This is a genomic window from Bacillus sp. FSL K6-2869, assembly GCF_040869405.1.
Taxonomy (GTDB): domain Bacteria; phylum Bacillota; class Bacilli; order Bacillales; family Bacillaceae; genus Bacillus; species Bacillus altitudinis.
Genome location: NZ_CP152035.1, coordinates 2,646,190 through 2,672,636, shown reverse-complemented (window position 1 = coordinate 2,672,636; position 26,447 = coordinate 2,646,190). Strand labels below are relative to the sequence as shown.

28 protein-coding genes and 2 other annotated features are annotated in these 26,447 nt (G+C 41.8%); of the genes, 24 read left to right on the top strand and 4 right to left on the bottom strand.

Going from position 1 to position 26,447, the window contains the following annotated elements:
* Window positions 1-223: 223 nt before the first annotated feature.
* From speD to MHI58_RS13760, 9 genes are all read left to right on the top strand, one after another.
* Window positions 224-604: an adenosylmethionine decarboxylase gene (gene speD, locus MHI58_RS13800; protein ID WP_003216492.1), complete on the top strand. Its 381-nt coding sequence runs from the start codon at window positions 224-226 to the stop codon at window positions 602-604.
* Between the two features lie 184 nt (window positions 605-788).
* Window positions 789-1,175, top strand: a complete 387-nt coding sequence (locus MHI58_RS13795) for a hypothetical protein (protein ID WP_017358264.1) — start codon at window positions 789-791, stop codon at window positions 1,173-1,175.
* Window positions 1,176-1,179: 4 nt separating this feature from the next.
* On the top strand, window positions 1,180-1,638 hold the full coding sequence (gene nrdR, locus MHI58_RS13790; protein ID WP_003216720.1) for a transcriptional regulator NrdR: 459 nt from the start codon (window positions 1,180-1,182) through the stop codon (window positions 1,636-1,638).
* Between the two features lie 99 nt (window positions 1,639-1,737).
* Window positions 1,738-3,159, top strand: a complete 1,422-nt coding sequence (locus MHI58_RS13785; RefSeq protein ID WP_045034148.1) for a replication initiation and membrane attachment family protein — start codon at window positions 1,738-1,740, stop codon at window positions 3,157-3,159.
* Window positions 3,160-3,176: 17 nt separating this feature from the next.
* Window positions 3,177-4,106, top strand: coding sequence for a primosomal protein DnaI (dnaI, locus tag MHI58_RS13780; protein WP_045034147.1), 930 nt, complete (start codon window positions 3,177-3,179; stop codon window positions 4,104-4,106).
* Between the two features lie 32 nt (window positions 4,107-4,138).
* Window positions 4,139-4,777: a TVP38/TMEM64 family protein gene (locus MHI58_RS13775; RefSeq protein WP_045034146.1), complete on the top strand. Its 639-nt coding sequence runs from the start codon at window positions 4,139-4,141 to the stop codon at window positions 4,775-4,777.
* Between the two features lie 60 nt (window positions 4,778-4,837).
* On the top strand, window positions 4,838-5,707 hold the full coding sequence (gene ytxC, locus MHI58_RS13770) for a putative sporulation protein YtxC (protein WP_045034145.1): 870 nt from the start codon (window positions 4,838-4,840) through the stop codon (window positions 5,705-5,707).
* Between the two features lie 43 nt (window positions 5,708-5,750).
* Window positions 5,751-5,998 (top strand) — a binding site (T-box leader).
* A gap of 45 nt (window positions 5,999-6,043) precedes the next feature.
* Window positions 6,044-7,984, top strand: a complete 1,941-nt coding sequence (gene thrS / locus MHI58_RS13765) for a threonine--tRNA ligase (protein ID WP_007501674.1) — start codon at window positions 6,044-6,046, stop codon at window positions 7,982-7,984.
* A 171-nt stretch (window positions 7,985-8,155) separates the two neighbouring features.
* Window positions 8,156-9,076 carry a methyl-accepting chemotaxis protein gene (locus tag MHI58_RS13760; protein ID WP_052659624.1) on the top strand — a complete coding sequence of 307 codons (921 nt, stop codon included), beginning with the start codon at window positions 8,156-8,158 and terminating at the stop codon, window positions 9,074-9,076.
* 55 nt (window positions 9,077-9,131) lie between these two features.
* On the opposite strand, the gene MHI58_RS13755 is transcribed toward MHI58_RS13760, so the two are convergent.
* Complete coding sequence (locus MHI58_RS13755; RefSeq protein WP_024718651.1) at window positions 9,132-9,911, bottom strand: HAD family hydrolase; 780 nt, start codon at window positions 9,909-9,911, stop codon at window positions 9,132-9,134.
* Window positions 9,912-10,088: 177 nt separating this feature from the next.
* Between MHI58_RS13755 and MHI58_RS13750 the strand changes: the two genes are divergently transcribed.
* From MHI58_RS13750 to MHI58_RS13715, 8 genes are all read left to right on the top strand, one after another.
* Window positions 10,089-11,846, top strand: coding sequence for a sensor histidine kinase (locus tag MHI58_RS13750; RefSeq protein ID WP_045034143.1), 1,758 nt, complete (start codon window positions 10,089-10,091; stop codon window positions 11,844-11,846).
* Window positions 11,843-12,580, top strand: a complete 738-nt coding sequence (locus MHI58_RS13745) for a LytTR family DNA-binding domain-containing protein (RefSeq protein ID WP_045034142.1) — start codon at window positions 11,843-11,845, stop codon at window positions 12,578-12,580. Before MHI58_RS13750 ends, MHI58_RS13745 begins: the two co-directional genes overlap by 4 nt.
* Window positions 12,581-12,717: 137 nt before the next feature.
* Window positions 12,718-13,161 carry an antiholin-like murein hydrolase modulator LrgA gene (gene lrgA, locus MHI58_RS13740; protein ID WP_035391171.1) on the top strand — a complete coding sequence of 148 codons (444 nt, stop codon included), beginning with the start codon at window positions 12,718-12,720 and terminating at the stop codon, window positions 13,159-13,161.
* A gap of 14 nt (window positions 13,162-13,175) precedes the next feature.
* A complete protein-coding gene (lrgB, locus tag MHI58_RS13735) occupies window positions 13,176-13,871 on the top strand; it encodes an antiholin-like protein LrgB (protein ID WP_173408176.1) in 696 nt (231 codons plus the stop codon).
* A 128-nt stretch (window positions 13,872-13,999) separates the two neighbouring features.
* Window positions 14,000-14,131, top strand: a sequence feature (ribosomal protein L20 leader region).
* Between the two features lie 71 nt (window positions 14,132-14,202).
* Window positions 14,203-14,718: a translation initiation factor IF-3 gene (gene infC / locus MHI58_RS13730; RefSeq protein ID WP_024718649.1), complete on the top strand. Its 516-nt coding sequence runs from the start codon at window positions 14,203-14,205 to the stop codon at window positions 14,716-14,718.
* Window positions 14,719-14,743: 25 nt separating this feature from the next.
* Window positions 14,744-14,944, top strand: coding sequence for a 50S ribosomal protein L35 (gene rpmI, locus MHI58_RS13725; RefSeq protein WP_003216324.1), 201 nt, complete (start codon window positions 14,744-14,746; stop codon window positions 14,942-14,944).
* 31 nt (window positions 14,945-14,975) lie between these two features.
* The gene (rplT, locus tag MHI58_RS13720; protein WP_007501659.1) at window positions 14,976-15,335 is read left to right on the top strand and encodes a 50S ribosomal protein L20; all 360 of its coding nucleotides are present in this window, start codon (window positions 14,976-14,978) and stop codon (window positions 15,333-15,335) included.
* A 63-nt stretch (window positions 15,336-15,398) separates the two neighbouring features.
* Window positions 15,399-15,665, top strand: coding sequence for a DUF1294 domain-containing protein (locus tag MHI58_RS13715; protein WP_039168864.1), 267 nt, complete (start codon window positions 15,399-15,401; stop codon window positions 15,663-15,665).
* A 17-nt stretch (window positions 15,666-15,682) separates the two neighbouring features.
* On the opposite strand, the gene MHI58_RS13710 is transcribed toward MHI58_RS13715, so the two are convergent.
* Window positions 15,683-16,087: a hypothetical protein gene (locus MHI58_RS13710; RefSeq protein WP_008346017.1), complete on the bottom strand. Its 405-nt coding sequence runs from the start codon at window positions 16,085-16,087 to the stop codon at window positions 15,683-15,685.
* A gap of 179 nt (window positions 16,088-16,266) precedes the next feature.
* Here MHI58_RS13710 and MHI58_RS13705 point away from each other — a divergent pair, with 179 nt between their 5' ends.
* Together MHI58_RS13705 and cstA are read left to right on the top strand one after the other, a co-directional pair.
* Window positions 16,267-17,355 (top strand): M42 family metallopeptidase, encoded by a 1,089-nt coding sequence (locus MHI58_RS13705; protein ID WP_017358255.1) that lies wholly within the window; start codon window positions 16,267-16,269, stop codon window positions 17,353-17,355.
* A 349-nt stretch (window positions 17,356-17,704) separates the two neighbouring features.
* Window positions 17,705-19,501: a carbon starvation protein CstA gene (cstA, locus tag MHI58_RS13700; RefSeq protein WP_039168858.1), complete on the top strand. Its 1,797-nt coding sequence runs from the start codon at window positions 17,705-17,707 to the stop codon at window positions 19,499-19,501.
* A 45-nt stretch (window positions 19,502-19,546) separates the two neighbouring features.
* Here the strand turns inward: cstA and sspI are convergent, their stop codons facing one another.
* Window positions 19,547-19,768: a small acid-soluble spore protein SspI gene (sspI, locus tag MHI58_RS13695; protein ID WP_008346010.1), complete on the bottom strand. Its 222-nt coding sequence runs from the start codon at window positions 19,766-19,768 to the stop codon at window positions 19,547-19,549.
* Window positions 19,769-19,881: 113 nt separating this feature from the next.
* On the opposite strand from sspI, the gene MHI58_RS13690 reads away from it, so the two are divergent.
* The 3 genes from MHI58_RS13690 to pheT all read left to right on the top strand — a co-directional run bounded on the left by MHI58_RS13690 (window position 19,882) and on the right by pheT (window position 24,466).
* Window positions 19,882-20,625, top strand: a complete 744-nt coding sequence (locus MHI58_RS13690) for an RNA methyltransferase (protein WP_041506747.1) — start codon at window positions 19,882-19,884, stop codon at window positions 20,623-20,625.
* Window positions 20,626-21,001: 376 nt separating this feature from the next.
* The gene (gene pheS, locus MHI58_RS13685; RefSeq protein ID WP_041506748.1) at window positions 21,002-22,036 is read left to right on the top strand and encodes a phenylalanine--tRNA ligase subunit alpha; all 1,035 of its coding nucleotides are present in this window, start codon (window positions 21,002-21,004) and stop codon (window positions 22,034-22,036) included.
* 15 nt (window positions 22,037-22,051) lie between these two features.
* The gene (gene pheT, locus MHI58_RS13680) at window positions 22,052-24,466 is read left to right on the top strand and encodes a phenylalanine--tRNA ligase subunit beta (RefSeq protein WP_041506749.1); all 2,415 of its coding nucleotides are present in this window, start codon (window positions 22,052-22,054) and stop codon (window positions 24,464-24,466) included.
* A gap of 41 nt (window positions 24,467-24,507) precedes the next feature.
* Here the strand turns inward: pheT and rnhC are convergent, their stop codons facing one another.
* Window positions 24,508-25,431, bottom strand: a complete 924-nt coding sequence (gene rnhC, locus MHI58_RS13675) for a ribonuclease HIII (RefSeq protein ID WP_041506750.1) — start codon at window positions 25,429-25,431, stop codon at window positions 24,508-24,510.
* 134 nt (window positions 25,432-25,565) lie between these two features.
* Here rnhC and zapA point away from each other — a divergent pair, with 134 nt between their 5' ends.
* Both zapA and MHI58_RS13665 read left to right on the top strand, forming a co-directional pair.
* On the top strand, window positions 25,566-25,823 hold the full coding sequence (zapA, locus tag MHI58_RS13670; protein WP_008345998.1) for a cell division protein ZapA: 258 nt from the start codon (window positions 25,566-25,568) through the stop codon (window positions 25,821-25,823).
* Between the two features lie 7 nt (window positions 25,824-25,830).
* Window positions 25,831-26,364 (top strand): CvpA family protein, encoded by a 534-nt coding sequence (locus MHI58_RS13665; protein ID WP_025207758.1) that lies wholly within the window; start codon window positions 25,831-25,833, stop codon window positions 26,362-26,364.
* The last annotated feature ends 83 nt before the right edge of the window (window positions 26,365-26,447 follow it).

The following is a 26,447-nucleotide window of genomic DNA, read 5'->3' as shown; positions in this document are numbered from 1 at the left end:
TGAACGTCCCTTTTCAAGAAATGAGAGAAAATCCCACTAAAAACACAGCTTGCAAAATGGGTCTAAACAAAGTATACTATTTTTCGTGAACTTCTTGTTCGCAGACTCATTCGGGTATACTTAAAGGGTTAGGACCTCTTTGGACTAACTTTCCCCCGTGGTATATGTCCGGTCCGGCTGCTTAGAACTTCACTCTTTCATTCTTGTTTAAGGGGGGTCCATGATGGAAACAATCGGACGTCACGTTATCTCCGAGTTATGGGGATGCGACTGTGATAAACTGAACGACATGGATTTTATTGAAAAAACGTTTGTAAATGCAGCTTTGAAATCAGGAGCTGAAGTAAGAGAGGTTGCTTTTCACAAATTTGCACCTCAAGGAGTAAGTGGAGTTGTCATTATTTCTGAATCTCATCTGACAATTCACAGCTTTCCTGAACATGGTTATGCGAGCATAGATGTTTATACTTGCGGCGATCTAGATCCGAATATTGCAGCAGATCATATCGGAGATGAACTAGGTGCTGAAACAAGAGAAAACATCGAAATTCCTCGAGGCATGGGACCTGTACAAGTGAAACAGGCGCAAGCCAAAGCACTGTAAACATAAAAAAGATTGCAATGGGAGCTGGCCAAAAGCATTAAATGCCTTTGTGTTATGCTCCTTTTTATATTTGTTCCATACACGACATCCAGCATGATCCAACCTGTCTATACTTTTGTTCTAGGAAAACAAAGGTTTTTTTTATAAAATAAAGAAGAGGGTTTATGACAAAGGGGATACGTGTATGACTTTAGGACAAAAGCTAAAACGATTCATTTCAAATCATACAGAAACATCTGACCATCATCCAGTGTCAGAGCTGAAAAGCCATTACTACAAATCGACACAAACTCAAGTTTTCCAAGCGGTAGAAGCCGTTCTTTCAAGAAACGATTCCTATCAAGTGACATCTGTTTCAGCAGAACGAGGTGAAATCAGCGCAAACATACGAACGCCGAAAAAAGCCTTTCTCGTGGCGACTGTCATTTCAATTCGTCCTTTTGAAACAGCTGTCGATTTTAATGTGACAACAGAAACAGCGCTGCCAACAGACTTTGGCTACAGTCAAAAGGCTGTTTTGTCCCTCTATAAAGAACTAGACAAACAACTTCCAAGAAGAGATCGGAGCTGATGAAATGAAATGTCCCACTTGTCAGCACCTTGGCACAAGGGTGCTTGATTCAAGACCAGTAGATGAAGGGAAGTCCATTCGTCGGAGAAGAGAGTGTGAAAGCTGTCAATATCGCTTCACGACGTTTGAAAAATTAGAAGAATTGCCATTGATTGTGGTGAAAAAAGAAGGAATTCGAGAAGAATTCAGCCGGGAAAAGATGCTGAGAGGCCTCATTAAAGCGTGTGAAAAACGTCCTGTCGCTTTAAAACAGCTCGAGGATGTCTGCTTTAACATTGAGAAGGAATTGCGTAACCAAGGCATGTCAGAGGTAAAAAGCGAGCTTGTTGGGGAAATGGTGATGGACGAGCTGGCGAAAATTGATGAAGTGTCTTACGTCAGGTTTGCCTCGGTTTACCGTCAGTTTAAAGATATCAATGTATTTATTGATGAATTAAAAGATTTATTAAAGAAAGAACGCTAAAAAAGAGCTGAAGATTCTTCATGCTCTTTTTCCTGCGTAAAGCGTAAAACGCAAAAAGAGTGTACAATGAAGACAACCGTATTAAGGGAGGATCAGCATATGACAGAGCATTGGAAGGAAGTGCTAGCCGTCGATCCGTATGTCGTCAAAAGCGCTTCATTGCTCGGTGACATCGATAGACAGCTTATTACTCTTTTATATCAGCCGCTTATTGGCATGTCCGCTTTCAGTTTATACATGACGCTGTGGGGAGAGCTGGAACAAAATCGAATGTGGGGGAAACCCGCACCTCACCGTCAGCTGATGGTGATGCTGCAAACGAATTTAAATGATATTTTTGAGGAGCGCTTAAAGCTTGAAGCGATCGGATTACTCCGCACATATGAACAGGAAACGGAAGAAGGCAGACTGTTTACATATGAGCTCGTGCCGCCGCTGAGACCGGATGAATTTTTCCAAGACGGTATGCTGAATGTCCTTTTGTATCATCGGGTAGAGAAAGCAAAATATATGCAGCTTCGTGATTATTTTTCTTATCCAGGAGTTCCTGCTGATGCAAAGAACATCTCCCGATCGTTTGAAGAAGTGTTTCACGTCTTGCAGCCAGGAGAGCGCAAGATGACAGAGGAAATCAATCAGGCGTCATCGCTTGACGAGGGCTACGAATATGTGACAGTTGGCTCAAGTCAGCCTGCACCGCTTTCAGATGAATCTTTTGATTTTGATCTATTGTTAGCAGGCATGTCGGACATGATGATTCCAAGAAAAGCTTTGACAAAGCAAGTGAAAGAGACAATTAAGAAGTTAGCGGTCGTCTATGGCATCACCCCGCTGCAAATGCAAAATATTGTCGCAGGTGCCTGTGGTTCAGATCAGATGATATCAACTGAGGATCTGCGAAAAGCAGCGAGAGACTGGTATCAAATTGAATACAGAGGCGAACAGCCGAAGCTGATTGATCAAAAACAGCCAAGGCATTTACGTCACAATGTCACGCAGCAGCCAGGTGCAGATGCGCCTGATGCGAAATTGATTGAAAAGCTTGATCATATTTCGCCTAGAGAGCTTCTAAAAGATATGGCAGATGGCATTGAGCCGACGTATGCAGACTTAAGAATTGTTGAAGATATTATGCTTGAGCAGCAGCTAGAGCCTGGGGTCATGAATGTCCTGATCTACTATACACTGCTAAAAACCGATATGAAACTGTCCAAAACATATATGCAGAAAATCGCCGCTCACTGGGTGCGAAAGAAAATCAAAACCGTGGCAGCTGCAATGAAAATTGCCAAAGAAGAAAATAGGCAAATGACAGAATGGGCGCAGCAAAAAAATAAGCGTCAATCATATGGATCAGGAAAAGTGATCCGCGAGGAGAAGCTGCCTGACTGGATGAAGGAAGCTGAAACGAAAGAACAGCCAAAAGAACAGACAGATAACTTGTCTACAGAGGACCTCGAACGAGAAAAAGAAAAATTGTTAGATCAGTTTAATAATATGAAAAAGTACAATGCACATTAATGTGAGGTGAGATGGAGATGAAACCGATCGGTCGTTCATTTGATCAGCTAAAAGGACGGGTAGATTTTCGCGTGAGATACAATCAGATTAAAGAAAGTGTCCTAGCTGATGAAGATGTAAAAGCTTTTTTAAAGGAGCATCAAGAGGACATCCAAGAAGACATGATCAATCGCAGCTTGAACAGGCTCTTTGAATATGTACAGCAATCAAAGGGTTGTTCTTACTGCTTAGAGGAAGAGAGTGTAAATGTCATTTTAGACGGGTATCACCCGAAGCTTGTGATCAAAGGTCAGAGCATTGATATTGAATATTCCCCTTGTCCTGTCAAACTGCGGCTTGATAGACAGAAAAAACAGCAAGAACTCATGAAAAGCATGTATATTCCGCAGAATGTTCTTCAAGCGACGTTTGCTGATTTAAATGTGGTTGGAAGACAAGAAGTCATTCAAAAAGTAGGTCAATTCCTGCAAAGTTATGATGAAACAGGTAAGGGAAAAGGCCTCTATTTACATGGAAAGTTTGGGGTCGGAAAAACATTTATTCTGGCAGCGATTGCGCAGCAGCTAGCGGTAAAAGAGTATCCATCTCTCCTTGTATACGTGCCTGAATTTGTGAGAGAGTTAAAAAATTCGTTAGCCGATCATACACTCGAAGAGAAGCTGAATATGGTCAAATCTACACCAATTTTAATGCTTGATGATATCGGAGCAGAGTCGATGACAAGCTGGGTACGAGATGAACTTTTAGGAACAATCTTGCAATACCGCATGGCAGAGCAGCTGCCGACTTTTTTCTCTTCTAATTTCTCACCGAATGAGTTAAAGCATCACTTTACGTACTCACAGCGCGGGGAAAAAGAAGAGGTGAAGGCAGCTCGATTAATGGAACGCATTCTCTACCTAGCTGAACCAGTTCTGCTTGAAGGGGAAAATCGCCGTCATTTATAAAAAGATAGGTCACGTGAAGGGGAGCGGATGAAATGAATAAAAGAAAATGGCTGCTTTTCCTCGTGATTGGCGTCCTAGCTGCTGTGCTATGGTGGCTCAACAAACAGCATTTTCAACTGTCGCCGAAAGATGTGAAGAATTGGATTCTTCAATTTGGGATGCTAGCTCCCTTTGTCTTTCTTTTCTTATCACTTTTTCGTCCATTTGTGCTTGTCCCTCTCACCGTCTTTTCGCTAGCAGCAGGTTTGGCATTCGGCAGTGTCCTTGGGACCATTTATGCCTTAGCTGGTGCGACAGCAGGTGCAACAGGGTCTTTCCTGCTTGCCTCAACCTTCCGTTCAAACAAGCAGGAAACCGAATCAAGCAATCGGAAGCTAAAAGCGGTGACGTCCCGTATTCAAGAGCATGGATTTATTTATATCCTCTTATTACGCATTGCGCCCATTCACTTTGATTTTGTCAGTTATGCCGCAGCAGCTTCACGTGCGAATTATCGTGCATTTGCGGCAGCGACTTTTTTAGGATTAATACCTGGTACTGTGGCGTTAAATGTCCTTGGATCAAGCTTTGTGAGCGGAAATTATGCCGCCTTAGCGATTGTTTGTTTGATTTATTTGATCTTTATCTCAGTGCCACTGATTTTAAAAAGAAAGATGCCTGATTTATTTTAGGCGTCTATTTTTTATGTTCTCCCCATATATATGTAACAGATGTCGTTAGGGGGGACAAACATGCTTGAAATAATCTTTGAAGATGAATATGATACCGCCGCTTTTTTACATCTTGCTGAACACTTTGACAGTCGGCATCACATTTCGATTCAACAAGGGAAAGACCGGCTTCTCATAGAAGCGAAGAAATCAGGAGAAGCCATAGAGCACATTGTGCGGACATTGCTGATTCACTTTTTTTTGGAATGCAAAGAAAATGAACGCATGCGCAGCATCCTTGAAAACACATACTTATTTAAAGATCCAGAAGAGCAACACCAAATTCTTTCAATCGCCCATAGCATCATGAAAGGGGATCTAGATGACATTCCTGGAATTCATCAAGACCCACCGAGGGAGGATCTGTTAAAAAAAGAGCTTGAGACGATTTCTTTACAGAAAGGTGTTTTTTCCATTGGTTCATTTATGACATTTAGGCTCTCAGCGTATGACAGAAGGCTGAAGAACTATGTTGAAGTATCCATCGAAGAATATAAAATGGAACAAGAATATCAAAACTTTATTCAATCCCTTCGAGACTATGTGATGTCAAGAGAACCTAAGCTTGAAAAAGTACATGTTGTGCATCAGGACCGCCTGATGATTTGGGAATTTCGGTACGCTTCTGAGCGTGATCAAAAACAATACATAGACAGACAGTTTGTAAGAGAGCATCCAATGTATATTGATTCGCAGTTGATTGCACCGCTTGTATCCATTGCGCCACAAAAGATTGACCTATTTACAGATGATACAGGTCACTCGATGGTGCAAACCATTCAAAATATTTTTCAAGAAAGAGTTGAGGTATTCCCGCCTCATTCGTTTCAGGAACAGCATGTTCAATTTGTTCCTAGTCATTTGGAAAAGAAAAGTGAAAAGCTTTCTTGATTTTCACGAAAAAACGTTTTATAATACGGTGTAACTTCATACAGAGACCGTATTGATAAGGACATGAACAAATGAACACCCGCTTAAAGAGAGGGAAGCCGTGGCTGAAAGCTTCCTAGCAGAGGACCATTTGCTTTACCACCTTTGAACATCAGCTGTGAACTGTTTAGTAATAGCTGACGGGAATTCCCGTTATTGAACCACAAGCCGTATTTGCTTTTGACAAAGCAAGCTGCAAATACGGGAAAAAGGGTGGAACCACGATTCCGTTTATTCAACCTCGTCCCTTTCCAGGGGGCGGGGTTTTTATATTGCCAAAAAAAGGAGTGACTAGAGATGTCAGAACAAATTCAACTTACATTTCCAGATGGAGCAGTCAAGGAGTTTGACAAAACAGCTACAACAGAAGACATCGCGGCATCAATTAGCCCAGGCCTAAAGAAAAAAGCGCTTGCCGGTAAATTGAACGGCAAAGAAATAGATCTGCGTACGCCGCTGTTAGAAAGTGGAACAATCGAGATCATCACAGATAAGAGTGAAGAAGCGCTCGATATTATGCGACACAGCACAGCGCATTTGCTTGCACAGGCAATCAAACGCATTTATGGAAAAGAGCATCACGTCCAGTTTGGCGTAGGCCCTGTCATTGAAAATGGCTTTTACTATGATGTCGATATCGATGTAGCGATTACACCTGAAGATTTACCAAAGATTGAAAAAGAAATGAAAAAAATCATTAACAGCAATTTGCCGATTGAGCGCATTGAAGTTTCAAGAGAAGAAGCGAAAGCACGCTTTGAAGCAATTGGCGATGAATTGAAGCTAGAGCTGTTAGAAGCAATCCCAGAAGGCGAAGCCGTCACAATTTATGAGCAAGGTGAATTCTTCGATCTATGCCGCGGTATTCACTTGCCGTCTACAGGGAAAATCAAAGAATTCAAGCTGTTAAGCCTTGCAGGTGCTTACTGGAGAGGCGACAGTAACAACCAAATGCTTCAGCGTATTTACGGAACAGCTTTCTTCAGCAAAGAAGAATTAAACGAGCATTTACGTCTGCTTGAAGAAGCAAAAGAGCGTGATCACCGTAAATTAGGCAAAGAATTGAAACTGTTTGCGAACTCTCAAAAGGTGGGCCAAGGTCTTCCGCTCTGGCTGCCAAAAGGGGCCACAATTCGCCGCGTCATTGAGCGTTATATTGTTGATAAAGAAGTACGCCTTGGTTATGAGCATGTGTATACACCCGTTCTTGCGAGTGTAGAATTGTATAAAACATCAGGCCACTGGGCGCATTATCAAGAAGACATGTTCCCTGTGATGGAAATGGACAATGAAGATCTTGTTCTCCGTCCAATGAACTGCCCGCACCATATGATGATTTATAAAAATGAACCGCATAGCTATCGTGAACTGCCAATTCGGATTGCAGAGCTTGGAACAATGCACCGCTATGAAATGTCAGGCGCTTTATCCGGCCTTCAACGTGTTCGCGGGATGACATTAAACGATGCCCATATCTTTGTTCGTCCAGATCAAATCAAAGATGAGTTCATCCGTACAGTTCGTTTAATTGAAGAAGTGTATCAAGACTTCGGCTTAAATGATTATACGTTCCGCTTATCTTACCGTGATCCAGAGGATACAGAGAAGTATTTTGACGATGATGCGATGTGGAATAAAGCACAGTCTATGCTGAAAGATGCAATGGACGAGCTTGGACATGACTACTATGAAGCAGAAGGCGAAGCGGCATTTTATGGTCCGAAGCTTGACGTCCAAGTAAAGACAGCTCTTGGAAAAGAAGAGACTTTGTCTACTGTACAGCTAGACTTCTTACTTCCAGAGCGTTTCGATCTCACATATATCGGAGAAGATGGAAAACACCATCGTCCAGTTGTCATTCATAGAGGAGTTGTGTCCACAATGGAACGCTTCGTTGCCTTCTTAATTGAAGAATACAAAGGAGCTCTTCCAACATGGCTGGCACCTGTACAATTCCAAGTCATCCCGGTTTCACCATCTGTCCATCTAGATTACGCGAAAAAAGTGCAAGAACGTTTGCAGCTTGAAGGACTGCGTGTAGAACTAGACAGTCGTGATGAAAAAATAGGGTACAAAATTAGAGAAGCGCAAATGCAAAAGATTCCGTACATGCTGGTTGTCGGTGATCAAGAAGCAGAAAATGGCGCGGTCAATGTAAGAAAATATGGGGAACAAGATTCAGAAACAATGGACCTCGAAGCTTTTGTGAAACATGCAGTCGCAGAAGCAAAAAAATAATGAAGGCAAACGAAACAGTCAGTGATCTCATCTCTTGAGGTTGCTGGCTTTTTTCTTATGGAAAAAAATTCTCCACTGGTGATCCAAGTGCGCAAATGATACGTTTAGATAGTACTAAAGTATGGGTAAGTATGTACTATTAGATAGAGGCAAATTGGGGGAATGAAAGCGATGATTCAAACAACAAACACTTCATCAACACAAGTATTGGAGCAATCAGCTGTGCTTCGTGCGCTAGAGCACTCACTGGCGATGATTGAATTTGATGTCACAGGTAAGGTCCTATGGGTCAATGATATTTTTGCAAAAGCCATGAGATATTCAAAGGAAGAAATGATTGGTTTAAAGCATAGACAGTTTTGTCCTCCGCATATTGCAGAAGACGCAAGTTATCAAATGTTTTGGAAGCGTTTGAAGAATGGTCAAGTGTTTCAGGAAAAGGTGCAGCGGATCACGAAGTACGGTGACACCTTATGGCTTGAAGCGACGTATACACCAGTGCTCGATGAAGAGGGGAACGTAGTGGCCGTCGTGAAAGTGGCAACAGATATTACGGAGAGAGAAAACACAATGAAGCAGGTAGTAGAAGACCTAAAGGATATGTCTGCAAAATTAATGGAGCGAGCGGAAATCGGCATCCAGCATAGTCAAAGTGTAAATGCTTCTTTTGAACATATTGCGAGTGAAACGGATCAAAACATGAGTTTGCTAGAAGGGCTAACAGAGCAGGTGGAGTCGATCAGCTCAATTGCTACAACGATTAACAGTATCGCTTCCCAAACGCAGCTGCTCGCATTGAACGCGGCCATAGAAGCTGCGCATGCGGGTTCCTATGGAAATGGCTTTAGTGTCGTCGCGGCAGAAATCCGTAAGCTTGCGACAGATTCAAAGGAAGCGATCGTAAAGGTGGATCGTTATGTGAAGGCGATCCATTTAGAAGTTGAAAAGGTCAGCACCGGAACAAGCCGTGCAAAGACAAGCGTGTTTACAAACCGGGATCTTGTCAAGCAAGCAAGCGAGGAATTCATGAATGTAGGAGAAGCAGCACGAGGCTTAGATCGTCAAGCACAAAGTTTAGCAGCAATTGTATAGCCGAAAACGAAAAAACACCCAATCTCGATCAGGAGAAGGGTGTTTTTCCTATGGTTTATTTTAAAATATCAAACAATTCGTGTAAGTCTTTAATTTCATAATCTGGTGTCACATCTGTTTCATTTTTCTTGCCATGACGATTGATCCAAACGGTTTGGATGCCAGCGCGAGAAGCGCCGAGAATATCTGTTTTTGGATTATCTCCTACCATGATGACGTCATCTTTTGTGAGATTTAACAGCTGAAGGCAGTGCTCAAAGATGCCAGGATCAGGCTTTCCTTTTCCGTAATCTCCTGAAATCACAATTTCATTAAAATAAGGGGCAAGTTCCGGAACACCTGCAAGTTTTTCTTTTTGCAGACTAGGATCTCCATTTGTTAAAAGGAGTAATTCATAGGTGCCCTTCAGGCGCTCTAAAACAGGATACGTTTCTTCATAAACATACGGGCGTTTTCTACGCTCTGCTGCAAAGAAATCTGCTAAGTATTGACCAAATGCTTCATCGTCAATGCCTGCCTCTTTTAAGCCGTTCGTCCAAGCGTTTTTGCGATACTCTGGTGCAAGGGCGTTCAGCTTTTGAAAGCCTTCGCTAATCGGCTCACTAAAATTAGACCACAGTCCTTCAAAAGGATTAATGCCAATCATAACAGTATAATCATATGTTTCATAAGAAGAGTACAGCTTTCTTGCTTCTTCACGCACGATCTGTTCAAACGATTCTGGATCAAGTCCATATTTCTTTTCCGCTTCCCTGCATGTTTCCTGAAAAGTGGTATGAATGCTTTTTTCATCCCAAAGCAAAGTATCATCTAAATCGAAAAATACGGCTTTCATGATCTTCTCCCTTGTTATGTATGTAGTTACCCTCAATTGCATGTGACAGGCTCATGTTCATTTTACAATAGAAGGAGAGGGCAATAAAGAAAAGATTTGAGAGATTTTTGTGCATTGACCGTGCATGATAGAATAGATAGACAGTAGATATCACATACATCAATTGAGGTGGCCGGTTTGCTTCATTTAATTATTATGATGATTGAGCGTGTAGGAATCATCGTTATTTTGGGATTTGTGCTTGCCCATGTCAAGGGCTTTCGCAATCTCTTACTACATAATCAAGGGTTTCGAAAAAAGGCAATCCTTGTCTTTATTTTTGCTTCTTTTAGTATCATCAGCAATTACACTGGAATTGAAATCCAGCAGCAGATTGTGATGAACCACGAATTTTCATATCACTTAGGCTCATCAAGTTCTATCGCCAATACGAGAATTATGGGGATCGAAATGGGCGGCTTAATAGGGGGGCCGTTTGTAGGGATTGGTGCTGGGCTTTTAGCTGGCATTCATCGCTATTCACTAGGAGGGAGCACCGCGCTTAGCTGTGCAATTTCTTCCATTTTAGCCGGTGTGATTGCAGGCTATGTCGGCAGGCTATTTAAGCGGAAGAATCGAATGGTCACACCGCGACAAGCAGCGATTTTTGGTGTAGCGATGGAATCTTTACAAATGGTCATTATCCTTCTGTTTGCGAAGCCATTTGCTGATGCTTGGGGCCTTGTGAGTATTATTGCGCTGCCGATGATCTTTGTGAATGGAATCGGGAGTTTTATCTTTTTATCTATTTTACAGTCAGTGATTCGTCAGGAAGAGCAGGCAAAAGCGATGCAGACGCATCGGGTATTTTCTATCGCAGATCAGACACTTCCTTATTTCCGGCAAGGGCTAAACGAACAATCATGTAAAAGTGTGGCAGAAATCATTCATCGTTTAACAGAAACAGATGCTGTCTCCTTAACAGATACAGAAAAGATTTTAGCGCATGTCGGAGATGGAACTGATCATCATATTCCATCGAAAAGCCTGATTACAGGACTGTCTAAGCAAGTGTTGATAAGTGGGAAGATTATGAAGGCGCACTCAAAAGATGAAATCAATTGTTCAGTCGCCCACTGCCCGCTTGAAGCAGCCATAGTGCTTCCACTTACGTCTAATGGTCAAACAATTGGAACATTAAAAATGTATTTCAATTCTCCAGTCGGATTAAGCAGAGTAGAAGAAGAGCTTGCAGAAGGTTTGGCGATGCTCTTTTCCACACAGCTTGAGCTTGGGGAGGCTGAGACCCAAAGCCGTCTGCTGAAAGATGCAGAGATCAAGGCGCTTCAGGCCCAGGTGAATCCGCACTTTTTATTTAACGCCATTAACACCATCTCCGTTTTGTGTAGAACGAATGTAGAGATGGCAAGGAAGTTGCTACTACAGCTGAGTATTTATTTTCGATCGAATTTACAAGGTGCTCGCCAGCTGCTTATTCCAATGCATAAAGAAATTCAGCATGTGGAGGCTTATTTATCACTGGAGCAAGCGAGATTTCCAAATAAATATCTAGTGACCTTTCAAATTGAAAAAGAGCTGGAACAGGTGATGATCCCTCCCTTTGTGCTTCAAGTGCTTGTTGAAAATGCAGTGAGACATGCTTTTCCTAAACATCAAACAAATTGTGAAGTCATCGTATCCGCTTTGATAAAAGATGGGCATGTCTATATGAAAGTCACAGATAATGGCCAGGGGATTGAAGACGACAAGATGGCTCAATTATTAAAATCGCCAGTTGAATCAAAAGAAGGAACAGGTACAGCACTTTATAATTTAGACCAGCGGCTAAGAGGAATTTTTGGCCAGCCAGCTGCTTTATCCATTCATAGCGGCAATGGCACTGACATCTCATTTCGCATTCCAATGGATTATGTAAAAAAGGATGATTCTCGTTGATAAAGGTATTGATTGTAGATGATGAAGTTTTAGCAAGAGACGAATTAAAATATTTGTTACAAAGAACAAAAGAGAATGTTCAAATGGAGGAAGCGGAAAATATAGAATCTGCTTTTGACCGGATGGTCGATCATAAGCCCGATTTGCTCTTTTTAGATATCGATTTATCAGGTGAGAATGGATTTGATATTGCCAAAAGACTCAACCGAATGTCTGATCCGCCGGCGATTGTATTTGCTACAGCATTTGATCAATATGCGCTGAAGGCGTTTGAGGTGAGTGCACTAGATTACTTAACAAAGCCTTTTGATGAAGAGCGGCTGTTGCAAACGATGCAAAAGTTTAAGAAGTGGAAAGCTATTGAGACGCAGGAGCCGTCTCTTTCAGAAGACAAATTTTCTCACAACCAAAAATTAGCGATCTCTGTCGATGAGTCTATTGTGATCTTGCAGGTTGACGAGATTATGTATATAGGGCTTAGTGAAGGAAAAAAGGTTGTGAAAACAAGAGATCAAATGTATGAGGTGACAGAACCGCTTGTGGTCATTGAAAAGAAATTACCTGAGGCTTATTTTATGAGAGTTCACCGAAGCTATATCGTCAACACGTCTCATATGAAAGAAGTGCAGCCTTGGTTTAATTCAACGTATAATCTTCATATGACAGACGGGTCTATCGTCCCTGTCAGCCGAACATATGCGAAAGAACTAAAGAAGTCGCTCCTATTAGAATAGGGCGGCTTTTTTCATTTGCATTTCAATCCTCATTTTTTGCATTTCAGTCAGGATATGAGGTGAGTTTTATTGTAAACGCTTCATTTGTTTGTTTCATGCCATATACTGAGGGCAGTCGAAGAAAGAGGTGAAAGGGCATGAGTGCCACAAAAGTATATGGATTTCTATCTCAAGCATTTATCTTTGCAACGGTAATGTTCGTTTCTAATCTCATTTCAATGTATTTACCGATTCCGATGCCAGCATCTGTTATTGGTTTGGTTCTTTTATTTATTTTATTAACAACAAAGATTGTGAAACTAGAGCAGGTAGAGCAATTAGGTAGCTCATTGACAGGTCTTATTAGTTTTCTATTTGTTCCTTCTGGTATCTCGGTCATTCAATCATTAGGTGTCATGCAAGAAGTAGGGGTACAGGTAGTGGGTGTGATTATCATTGCAACCATTATGTTACTTGCCGCCACTGGGCTGTTCTCTCAGCTTCTGATGCAGTTATCAGAAAGACCACAGCAGCGACAAAAGACAAAGGAGAGCAAATCCACTCCTTCTCATTCAAATAAACCAGCTTCAACTACGCATTAAAGGAGAGGTGTAAGATGGGTACAAGTACTATGAGTCCTTATTTTGGCATTGTCGTCTCATTAGTGGCCTTTGGGATTGGCACATTTTTATTTAAAAAGTCTAAAGGTTTCTTCTTATTCACCCCGCTATTTGTTGCCATGGTGTTAGGCATTTTATTTTTGAAAATTGGCGGTTTTTCCTATGCAGATTATAATGAAGGCGGTAAGATTATCAAGTTTTTCTTAGAGCCTGCGACCATCGCGTTTGCGATTCCTCTTTATAAACAGCGAGCTTTGCTGAAAAAATATTGGTGGCAAATTTTATCCGCTATTTTTGTCGGCTCACTTTGTTCTATTACGATTGTTTATGTAGTAGCAAAAGGGATTCATCTTGATGTTGCTGTTATGAAAAGCATGCTCCCACAAGCAGCGACGACAGCGATTGCTTTGCCAATTGCAAAAGATATTGGCGGAATTGCAGATATTACAGCCTTTGCAGTCATTTTTAATGCGGTGATTGTCTATGCGCTAGGTGCCTTCTTCTTAAAATTGTTTCGGATTAAAAACCCAGTGGCCAAAGGCCTTGCACTTGGTACTTCTGGACATGCGCTTGGCGTTTCTGTTGGGATTGAGATGGGGGAAGTGGAAGCGGCAATGGCGAGTATCGCTGTGGTGGTAGTAGGGGTTGTCACCGTAATTGTCATCCCAATCTTCTTGCAATTGATTCTTTAATCGCAGCATTGTTTGAAAAAAGCTTGCCCAAAACGTTTCGTCATGCTAAAATGAAAAAGTTGTTTCAAGAGTTCGGTTACTTGACGGACAAATGAAAATTGTGTAGAATAGTTAACGAATTGAATAGATATCACAAGCAGAAGCACCCGCTTCTCACCTGATTGACACATGTTTGTAGTTGACAGGTTGACCGTACATTTATTTTTTCATGCAAATGTTCGCAGTGTGGGTGTTTTATATGCCCACACTTTTTGTTTGCCTGTAAAACATACAACGAAATGGTCAAAATGAATTGTGAACTCAATTCAAAATCTCATGGAGGTGGCTCACTATTAGCAAAGATCAATTAGTTAATGAAGGTATTCGTGCGCGTGAAGTTCGTTTGATCGGACAAAATGGCGATCAGCTGGGGATTAAAACCCGCCAGGAAGCTCTGGAAATTGCTACGAAAGCCAATCTTGACCTTGTGTTAGTTGCTGCAAATGCAAAACCACCTGTTTGCCGAATCATGGACTACGGTAAGTTCCGATTCGAACAACAGAAGAAGGAAAAAGAGGCACGTAAGAATCAAAAAATCATTAGCTTAAAAGAAGTTCGGTTGAGCCCGACAATCGATGAACATGATTTTAACACGAAGCTCCGTAATGCAATCAAATTCCTTGAAAAGGGAGATAAAGTGAAAGCTTCTATCCGCTTTAAAGGCCGTGCGATTACGCATAAAGAAATCGGACAGCGCGTGTTAGACCGTTTCTCTGAAGCTTGCGCTGAAGTAGCAACAGTAGAAACAAAACCTAAGATGGACGGACGCAGCATGTTCCTCATGCTTGCACCAAAAGTCGAAAAGTAAAAGTAACAGAGGGAGGAAACATCCAATGCCAAAAATGAAAACTCACCGCGGATCTGCTAAACGTTTCAAAAAAACAGGTTCTGGTAAACTTAAACGTTCTCATGCGTACACAAGTCACTTGTTCGCTAACAAATCTACAAAGCAAAAACGTAAATTGCGTAAGAGCGCAATCGTAAGTGCTGGAGATTTCAAACGTATCAAACAACAACTTGCAAACATCAAGTAATCTGGAATAGGAAACATAGGAGGGAATTACAATGCCAAGAGTAAAAGGCGGAACTGTGTCGCGTCAGCGTCGTAAAAAGGTTCTTAAATTAGCAAAAGGTTATTTCGGTTCAAAACATAGATTATATAAAGTAGCAAACCAACAGGTGATGAAATCTGGAAACTACGCTTTCCGTGACCGTCGTCAGAAAAAACGTGACTTCCGTAAACTATGGATCACTCGTATCAATGCTGCAGCTCGTATGAACGGTCTTTCTTACAGCCGTTTAATGCATGGCTTAAAGCTTTCTGGTATCGAAGTAAACCGCAAAATGCTTGCTGATCTTGCTGTGAATGACCTAAACGCATTCAACCAGCTTGCTGATGCTGCAAAAGCACAACTAGACAAGTAAGTCATATAAAAGATCATTCCGCCAAGGAGTGATCTTTTTTTCTCATCATGTGAGGTGAAATCAATGAATATCGCTCTGATCGTGCTGTTCATCTTGGTCAATGTCTATGGGTTTTGTCTCATGGGAGAGGATAAACGCCGGGCGAAAGCACACAAATGGAGAATATCAGAAGCGCACTTATGGAGTGCTGCAGTACTTTTTGGTGCTGCTGGGTCATTTCTTGGCATGCAGTATTTCCGTCATAAAACGAAGCATCCTGCTTTTCAAATGGGTATGCCTGCTTTAATTGTTGTCCAATTGGTGATATTGGTCTATCTCAATCTCATCTGAAAAGGGAGCAGACGCCGTTAAGTCGGCGTGTCTGCTCCCTTTTTTTGTTTGATTTTTTTGATGGGCTGATCCCAATCAATTTTTGTTTGAGGATACCGTTCAATGATGTTTTCCTCAAGTTTTTCAAAGTCTTCTAATGTGAATTCATTTAGCTTCTCAGGTGACTCCGTCCAAACGTAAATGGAGTGGACAAACAGAGGATGATCCTTAGAAGGAACATGCTTCTCCCCTTCAAACAAGACACCTTTATAGACGAAATTAAAATTTTTACGGGCATTTTGCTGTTCGTCCATAAAATAAAAGCCTTCTTTTAATTGTGCTTGTTTCAGCTTTCTTCTCGGGTTTGAGAAGAATTTTACCGCCATGTAGAAAATATAGACAAGCAATGCAACAAGAGCAAGTCTAATGAGGATGACAAACATGACAGGATGCACCTCCAATACCGTTATCTGATGTACTACGAATGAGAAAGACAAAAGGTTTCAACTTTTTTTAAAAAAATATTTCGATTAACGAAAAAATATTCATAAAAAGATCGTATTGAACGAAAGAGGTTTTGTATAATAAGAATGCACCATGAAGAAAAAGGAGGATACACAGAATGACAAAACTAGATCAAACATTAACTATGCTGAAAGACCTAACGGATGCAAAAGGGATTCCAGGAAATGAACGTGATGTAAAAAAAGTCATGCAGTCATACATAGAAACATATGCGGATGAAGTCTCTACAGACCGCCTTGGCAGCTTAATTGCTAAGAAGGAAGGAAATGCAAATGGGCCTAAAGTGATGCTTGCTGGTCACTTAGATGAAGTAGGATTCATGGTGACAAAAATCGATGACAAAGGCTATATTCGTTTTCAAACGGTCGGTGGCTGGTGGTCTCAAGTTATGCTGGCGCAGCGTGTCACCATTGTGACGAAAAAAGGAGACATTACAGGTGTGATTGGTTCTAAACCGCCACATGTTTTATCACCAGAAGCACGAAAGAAATCAATCGAAATCACAGATATGTTCATTGATATTGGGGCTTCGAGCAAAGAACAGGCAATGGAATGGGGCGTCCTCCCTGGAGATCAAATCGTACCTTACTTTGAGTTTACGGTAATGAATGACGAAAAAATGCTTCTTGCAAAAGCCTGGGACAACCGTATCGGCTGTGCAGTAGCGATTGATGTCATGAAGAATTTAAAGGATACTCAGCATGAAAATATTGCATACAGTGTAGCAACTGTCCAAGAGGAAGTTGGCTTACGCGGAGCTAAAACAGCTGCAGCTACCATCCAGCCTGATATTGGATTTGCTATTGATGTTGGAGTAGCAGGTGATACACCAGGTATTACTGAAAAAGAAGCAACAAGCAAACTTGGCAAAGGACCAACGATTGTTGTATTCGACGCTTCCATGGTTTCTCATAAAGGGCTTCGCGATTTTGTTGTCCAAACTGCAGATGAATTAAACATTCCTTATCAATATGATTCCATGCCAGGTGGAGGAACAGATGCTGGAGGTATTCACTTAACAGGTCATGGCGTTCCATCACTATCCATCGGGATTCCAAGCAGATATATTCATACCCATGCAGCCATGATTCATCGAGATGATTATGAAAATGCGGTGAAGCTTTTAACAGAAGTCATCAAAAGACTTGATCAAAAAACGGTCGAACAAATTACGTACGGTTCTTAATGATGAAACCTTTCCTCAGTATGGGGAAAGGTTTTTTAATTGCGTTGAATTTCCCAGGAAATGAACTTTGGAATGTAAGTTGTGTCAAAAGAACTGTTTTCAGAAAATGAAGTGATATTTTTCTAGTGAGGAAGGCACATGTGATCCATCTTGTATTTATGTAAGATGAAATCAATAAAAAGGACAGAGCCAATTGAGGCTCTGTCAAAAGAGAGTTTATGGAAGTAGGTGAAGCTTAATTTAGATTAAATCAATTATTCCTATTTGTCAACTGGGTTTTAAAAGAAAGAAAAATCAATCAATTTATGTTATATTTGTAACAAATTGTTTATAAAAAGGGGATGGTTAAATGAATGCGGTTTCAATTGTGATAGGATCGATGTGTATTTTAGCGATTGCCTATCGCCTCTATGGCACGTTTATGATGGTGAAGGTATTAAAGGTCACAGATGATCATCCTACACCGGCTCATGCACTCGAGGATGGGAAAGATTATGTGCCAACAAACAAATGGGTCACATTTGGGCATCACTTTGCTGCAATTGCCGCTGCTGGTCCATTAGTTGGTCCGATTTTAGCCGCACAATTTGGGTATTTACCTGGTCTCCTTTGGCTCTTAATTGGAGCGGTGATTGGCGGAGCTGTTCATGATCTTGTGGTCTTGTTTGCTTCGATGCGAAAAAAGGGGAAATCACTATCCGAGGTAGCGAAAGAGGAGCTTGGTCCTGTGGCAGGATTTTGCACAGGGCTCGCCATGTTATTTATTATTACAATTACAATGGCAGGACTGTCCATGGTTGTGCTTCATGCTTTAGAACGAAATCCTTGGGGAACCTTTGCAGTTGGTATTACCATTCCAATAGCGATGGGAGTCGGCCTTTATTATAAAAAGACTGGCAATTTAAAGCTGGCGACATCTGCGGGATTCATATTACTGATGTTGGGGGTATTCCTTGGACCGAATATTCAAGGAACAGCACTTGGAGATTTGTTAACACTTGATACAAAAACGCTTGCCCTTGCCCTGCCAATCTATGCTTTTTTTGCTGCGGCCCTGCCGGTTTGGTTGCTTTTGGCACCAAGAGACTATTTAAGCAGTTTTATGAAAATTGGTGTTTTCATCGCGCTGATTGCGGGAATCTTTGTGGTTAATCCAACCATCCAATTTCCGGCGTTTACGGAGTTTGTAAATGGAGGAGGGCCTGTCTTAGCTGGACCTGTATGGCCTTTTATTTCGATTACCATTGCTTGTGGCGCGATTTCTGGTTTTCATGCATTTGTTGGCTCTGGCACAACGCCAAAAATGCTAGATCGTTGGAGTGATATGAAGCCGGTGGCGTTTGGCGCGATGCTCGTAGAATGTTTAGTGGGAATCATGGCGTTAATTGCCGCTACTGCGCTTCATCCGGGAGATTATTTTGCAATTAATAGTACACCTGAAGTGTTCCGTACGCTTGGTATGAGTGTCGAGAATCTTCCTCAACTAAGCAAAGAAATCGGTCTTGACTTAGAAGGAAGAACAGGTGGAGCTGTTACATTAGCTGTAGGGATGGCGTACATCTTTACGGGTATTCCGTTCTTTAGTCATTTGGCCTCTTATTTCTTCCAATTCGTGATTATGTTTGAAGCCGTCTTTATTTTAACGGCGATTGACGCAGGAACCCGTGTCGCGCGATATTTGATCCAAGACTTCTTTGGAGAAGCATATAAACCGCTGAAACGAAATGACTGGGTACCAGGGTCAGTCTTTGCAAGTGCACTTGCTTGTTTTATGTGGGGATACTTGCTTTACTCTGGAGACATTGGGTCCATTTGGGCACTCTTTGGCGTGTCAAACCAATTAATGGCTTCGGTCGGATTAATCATTGGGGCGACGGTTGTATTAAAAATTGCGGATAAAAGGCGGTATATGTTGACTTGTTTAATTCCACTTGCTTACTTATATGTGACGGTGAATTATGCTGGTTATTGGATGGTTGCAAATGTCTATCTCAATCCTGAAGCATCTGGCTACAGTGTACTGAACGCCGTGCTTTCGATGATTATGCTGATTTTAGGTTTTGTCATTATTGTGTTCGCTATTAAAAAATGGATCGAGATTTGGCGCGATCCAGCTCTTCGAATGGAGACACCAATCACTGGCTAAATGAACAAAGCCGGCTTGCTCATAGATAAGCAAACCGGCTTCTTGTTATTGCTGATGCTCAGGCTTTAAGCCCTGCTCTAATGTTTCAAGAATTTCATTTTTTTCATCTTCTGATGCCTCTTGCCATAACACCTCAAACAAAACGCCAAGCCCTGGCAGCATTTTTTCCTCGCCACTTTGAATCGCATCTAAAATCGTATGCTCAAGCTGCTCTTGATTATGGCCAGTAATATTTTGAATCACTGCGCCTCTTAAATTAAAATCCATTGCCCACACTCCTTTTTTGATGGTGATAGCCCTATTCTGTCTCAAAGACAGGTTTATTATGTAGTGTGCTTGAGATATAATAAATTCATGATATTTAAAGGAGTTAAAGTCGCTTGAAATATATAGAATCAGCTAAAAACGCACACATTAAACAATGGAAAAAGCTCCATACAAAAAAAGAACGAACGAAAACAGGGCTGTTCCTTGTTGAAGGAAAACACTTAGTAGAAGAAGCATTGAAAAGCGGGGTTGTAAAAGAGTTAATGGTCGCAACGCCTGACATGCTCCCTGCTGACATCGAGCCTGACATTGAGCTGTATGAATTAAGTGAAGAGGCTTTTACTGCGATGACGGAAACGGAAACACCTCAGCAAATCGCAGCGGTTTGTACAATTCCTGTATTTGAGGAGAAAAAGTATGAACGAATGCTTCTGTTAGATGCAGTGCAGGATCCGGGGAATTTAGGCACACTCATTCGGACAGCAGATGCAGCGGGGCTTGATGCTGTGATTCTAGGGGATGGAACCGTTGATGCGTTTAACGGAAAAACGCTCCGTTCAGCACAAGGGTCTCATTTTCACCTGCCTATCTTAAAACAAACGCTACAACAGACAATTCCAGCATTAAAGGCGCAAGGCATACCTGTATATGGCAGTGCTTTGAAAGATGCGAAAGAGTATAGACACATAGCATCAGAAGGTCCATTTGCGTTAATTGTAGGCAACGAGGGAGCAGGTATTGATCCAGAGATTCTTCAAATGACAGATCAAAATTTATATGTTCCAATGTACGGACAAGCGGAATCATTAAATGTGGCTGTGGCAGCAGCGGTTCTTGTCTATCATTTGCGCGGATAGTGTTGCATCACGTCCTATTTTTCACTATAATGAAACTAATATTTTAAAAACCATGATAGAGGAAGATTGTTTCACGGAGCGTCCTAATAGGGAGAATGCATCGTAGACTGAAAGTGCATTTAAGGAATGCTGAAACAGGAATTCACCTCTGGAGTTGTCACCGGGACCGCAGGTTTTGCGTAAAGGTGGACCGGATTCGTTTGATTCCGTTATGTCAATGAAGCTTATTCGCACATATATTTGTGCTTAACAAGGGTGGTACCGCGACCACAACTCGTCCCTTCTTTTTTGGAGGGGCGGGTTTTTTTATTGTCTTCAAACAATCAAACACCCGTTTATTCAGACGGTTTTGTATATTAAAAGGAGGATAACACTCATGCAAGAAACGTTAAAACAGCTTGAAACAGAAGCGATAGCGAAGGTAGAAGCAGCCAGCTCGCTCAAAGAAGTCAATGATATTCGTGTTCAATATTTAGGGAAAAAAGGTCCGATTACAGAAGTGCTGCGCGGAATGGGCAAGCTTTCCGCTGAAGAAAGACCAAAAATGGGCGCACTTGCAAATGAAGTGAGAGAGCAGATTGCTGGTGCCATTGCTGAAAAAAATGAGCAGCTAGAAGCAGAAGAAGTGAAAAAGAAACTGGCTTCTCAAACCATTGATGTCACATTACCAGCAAGTCCGATCAAAATCGGGGCAAGACATCCATTAACGATTGTCGTAGAAGATATTGAAGATTTATTTATCGGCATGGGCTATACCGTTGAAGAGGGCCCAGAGGTGGAAACAGATTACTATAACTTTGAAGCGCTCAATCTTCCAAAAGAACATCCGGCACGTGATATGCAGGACAGCTTCTATATTACTGAAGACACACTCATGAGAACGCAAACATCACCCGTTCAAGCACGTACACTTGAGAAATATAAAGGCCAAGGCCCTGTGAAAATCATCTGCCCTGGTAAGGTATATAGACGTGACAGCGATGATGCCACTCACTCCCATCAATTCATGCAAATTGAAGGACTTGTGGTCGATCACAATATTAGCATGAGTGACCTCAAAGGAACGCTTGAGACAGTCGCAAGAAAAATGTTTGGTGAAGATCGTGAAATTAGACTGCGCCCAAGCTTTTTCCCATTCACAGAACCTTCCGTTGAAGTTGATGTGTCATGCTTTAAATGCGGCGGGAAAGGCTGTTCTGTATGTAAAGGAACAGGCTGGATTGAAATTTTAGGTGCAGGAATGGTTCACCCGAATGTATTAAAAATGAGCGGATTTGATCCAGATAGTTATCAAGGCTTTGCTTTTGGAATGGGTGTTGAACGTATTGCGATGCTGAAATACGGCATAGATGACATACGTCATTTCTACACAAATGATATTAGATTCACGAAGCAATTTAAGCAGGACTAAGAGGAGGAAATCAACATGTTTGTTTCATATAAATGGTTAGAGGACTATGTCGATTTAGAAGGCATTCAGCCGGATGAATTAGCAGAGAAAATCACAAGAAGCGGAATTGAAGTGGAAGCCGTTGAGTATAAAAGCGAAGGCATCAAAGGCGTTGTCGTTGGACACGTCATTGAACGTGAACAGCATCCGAATGCGGATAAATTAAACAAATGTCTTGTTGATATCGGCGAAGACGCACCGGTGCAAATTATATGCGGGGCTCCAAATGTGGATAAAGGACAGCATGTGGCCGTCGCAACGGTTGGTGCAGTCCTTCCCGGAAACTTTAAAATTAAAAAAGCAAAACTGCGCGGTGAAGAGTCTCATGGCATGATTTGTTCTCTGCAAGAATTAGGCGTAGAGAGCAAGCTCGTACCAAAAGAATATGCAGAAGGTATCTTTGTTTTCCCGAATGACGTGAAACCAGGAGATGATGCCCTTCAAGCGCTTCAATTAGATGACGCGGTACTTGAACTTGGCTTAACACCAAACCGTGCCGATGCCCTTAATATGCTAGGAGTGGCTTATGAGGTTGCCGCCATTTTAGGGAGAGACATCAAGCTTCCTGATACAGCGCATGACACTTCTTCTGAAAAAGCAGCAGACTATATTTCTGTTAAAATTGAGGATCAAGAAGCGAATCCACTTTATGCAGCGAAGATCATTAAAAATGTAAAGATTGGACCAGCACCGCTTTGGATGCAAACAAGATTGATGAATGCAGGTATCCGCCCAATTAACAACGTCGTGGATATTACGAATTTTGTCTTACTTGAATACGGTCAACCTCTACATGCCTTTGATTATGACCGGTTTGGTTCAAAGCAGGTGGTCGTTCGTAAAGCGGCTGAAAATGAAATGATTCAAACTCTGGATGAACAAGAACGTACATTGTCTTCGAAGCATCTTGTCATTACAAATGGCACAAAAGCGCATGCTGTTGCAGGCGTCATGGGCGGTTTTGAATCAGAGGTGCGTGATGAGACGACAACGATTCTTTTAGAAGCGGCATATTTCAACGGTCAAACCGTCCGTCAAGCATCTAGAGACTTAGGGCTTCGCAGTGAATCAAGCACACGATTTGAAAAAGGGCTCGATCCGCAGCGGACGACATCAGCAGCCGAAAGAGCAGCGCAATTGATCAGTATGTATGCAGGTGGCGAAGTGCTAAGTGGTACAGTTGAGGAAAACCACCTTGAAACAAGTATGAATGTCATCCACGTATCAACTGAGCGTGTGAACAAGGTGCTTGGCATGAGCATTTCAAAAGAAGATATGATTCAGATTTTCAACAAACTAGGCTTTACTGTGGGTGAATCAAATGATGTGCTTGTCGTAACGGTTCCTTCCCGCAGAATGGATATTACGATTGAAGAGGACCTCATTGAAGAAGTCGCGAGATTATACGGATACGACAATATTCCATCTACACTGCCTGCGACAGCTGGTACCGTTGGCGGTCTCACGCCATACCAAGTGAAGCGCAGAAAGGTGAGACGTTTCTTAGAGGGCGCAGGTCTTTCTCAAGCGATTACGTATTCATTAACGAATCAGCATAAGTCCACAGCCTTTGCTTTAAATCCAGCTTATCAAACAAGACTTTCCCTGCCAATGAGTGAGGAACGCAGTGTGCTGAGACAAAGCCTTCTGCCAAACTTACTTGATTCTGTCGCATATAACTTAGCAAGGCAAGCTGATTCTTTTGCCTTTTACGAAACAGGTTCTGTTTTCTTAGCGGAAACGGAAGGCGCAAAACCAGTAGAGAAAGAGCATGTGGCAGGTGCGTTAACAGGTCTTTGGCATAAAAATCTTTGGCAGGGCGAGAAAAAAGCTGTCGATTTTTATGTTGCGAAGGGTATTGCAGAAGGGCTGTTTGAAAAGCTTGGTGTATCAGAAGAGATCACGTATGTTCAAGCAGAGCGTGAGGGCCTTCACCCAGGACGTACAGCCGATGTTCATTTAAATGGAAAAGTGATTGGCTTTGTAGCTGCACTTCATCCAGTAGTGGAAAAGGAATTAGATTTGAAAGAAACGTATGTATTTGAATTTGATTTAACAGATGTGATGACGTCTGAAACAGAGGATATGAAATATACGGCTATTCCGAGATTCCCAGCAGTGACAAGAGACATCGCACTTGTCGTCGATCAGCATATTTCAAGCGGACAGTTGGAGCAAGTCATTTATGAAGCTGGCGGCCAATTGCTCACAGACCTTTCCGTCTTTGATGTGTATGAGGGTGAGCATATGGAAGAAGGCAAAAAGTCTGTTGCATTCTCTCTGCAATATTTAAACCCAGAACAAACGTTGACCGAGGAAGAAGTCACGGCTGTTCATACAAACGTATTGAAAGCATTAGAAGATACGTATCAAGCCGTCTTGCGCGGATAATAAAAAGAGCTATCGCATTATGGGCGATAGCTCTTTTTTGATTATAACCATTTTTTCGCTTTTTGGGTGTTGGCAAAATGAAGTTTTGTAAATTGGCGTAAAGCCTCTTCACCGTGCTGTTTCATCAGCTTTGCTGCCGCTTTGTCAACATGCGGACCGGCCCCTTTTGGAATGTCAAAGCCCGCTGCTTTTGATAATTTATCCATTTCAATTAAAAAAGCATATCTTGCAATAATAGAAGCTGCAGCAACCGATAAGTGGATGCCTTCTGCTTTCGTACTAAAATATGTACGCTCCCGAATGATCTTTTTCCCCGCAAGGTGCCTGAAATAAATGCCTGGTTCGGCAAATTGGTCAATGAGAATGGCTTCTGGTTTCTTGCCATCCAGTTTTTCTAGCACGGAGGTGATGACTTGGTTATGAAGCAGTGCCTTCATTTTCCCTTGGCTCATGCCCTTTTCCTGCATCGTATTGTATTTTTCATTCCGAAGCACGAGAAGGCTGAACGGGATGGTTTTGATCAAGTCTTTGGCAATGTTGATAATCTGCGGATCTTTTAGTCCTTTTGAGTCTTTCACCCCGAGCTCTTTCATGAGAGCAAGCTGACTGGAATCAACATAAGCCGCACAGACCGTAATGGGTCCAAAATAATCGCCAGTACCGACCTCATCTGAGCCAATAACCGACATGGAAGCGATGCCGGGTGGTGGGCTGTACGGTGTGATGGATGGCGTTTTTTTGCTTTTTGTTTCAGCTGTTTGTAAATGGTTGAACTGACTCGCTTCAGCTTCTGCCTTTTGTCCTTGGAACAGTACTTTTCCAGATTTGTAGGCTGTAATCGTACAGCCGGGAACCTTTGCTTGAAAAAGAGCGCCTGGTGGCAAAGTGTCAGTTAAATGCTGAGCGTACATCCTCTTCATTTTTTTCATGTCTTCTGATGTTGCTTTTAAGACGGATTGGGGCACAGTGGATAACTCCTTTTTACCTTGATATCATTGATTTCTAAAGTGTACCATAACAGGGAAGGGCTCGTCTTTCCATTCAATGTCTAAACATGTTATGATAGAGACTAGGATTCTCGTGGAATGGAGGAGAAACGTTGTCTGACGGCGGTAAAACGAAAACAACAGTTGAGATTTACGGACAGTCCTATACGATCATCGGCCAAGAAACGAAGATGCATATGCGACATGTTGCTTCAATTGTTGATGATAAAATGAGAGAAATCAATGAAAAAAATCCATACCTTGATATAAACAAATTAGCTGTACTGACAGCAGTCAATGTCGTCCACGACTACTTGAAATTAAAAGAGCAATACGAAAAACTAGAGCTTCATCTAAAAGAAAAGGAATGAAATTACCGTGATCGATATCATCATTTTGTTTTTGCTTCTTATGGGAACGCTTGTCGGTCTAAAACGCGGGTTTATTCTTCAATTTATTAAATTGATTAGCTTTGTTGTTTCTATTTTAGTGGCTTCTCTGTTTTATCAGTCACTTGCACCACAGCTTACGTGGATTCCAGCACCTAATTTTAGCGGCGGTCAAGCGCAGCTCGCTTTCTTTAGTGGGAATTTAGAAACAGCTTATTATAATACCATTGCGTTTATCATTCTGTTTATCTTGACCAAAATCCTGCTCGCTATCATCGGCGGATTGCTCACAACCATTGCAAGTATCCCTGTGATTAAACAGGTCAACAAACTGCTTGGCGCTGTTTTAGGATTTCTTGAAACCTATCTATTTGTGTTTATTCTATTGTTTGTGGCTGCATTACTTCCAGTCGATGCGCTTCAAACCATGATGAGCAAATCAATGTTAGCAGATGTGATCGTAAATAGCACCCCTTACCTGTCCGGTCTTGTCAAAGACCTCTGGTCGACGTATGGAGTTTAAGAACTTCTCCTTTCTTGGAGAAGTTTTTTCTCATTCCATGACAGAAAGTTGTAGGATGAAGGGAAAGTTTGTATATTTATATA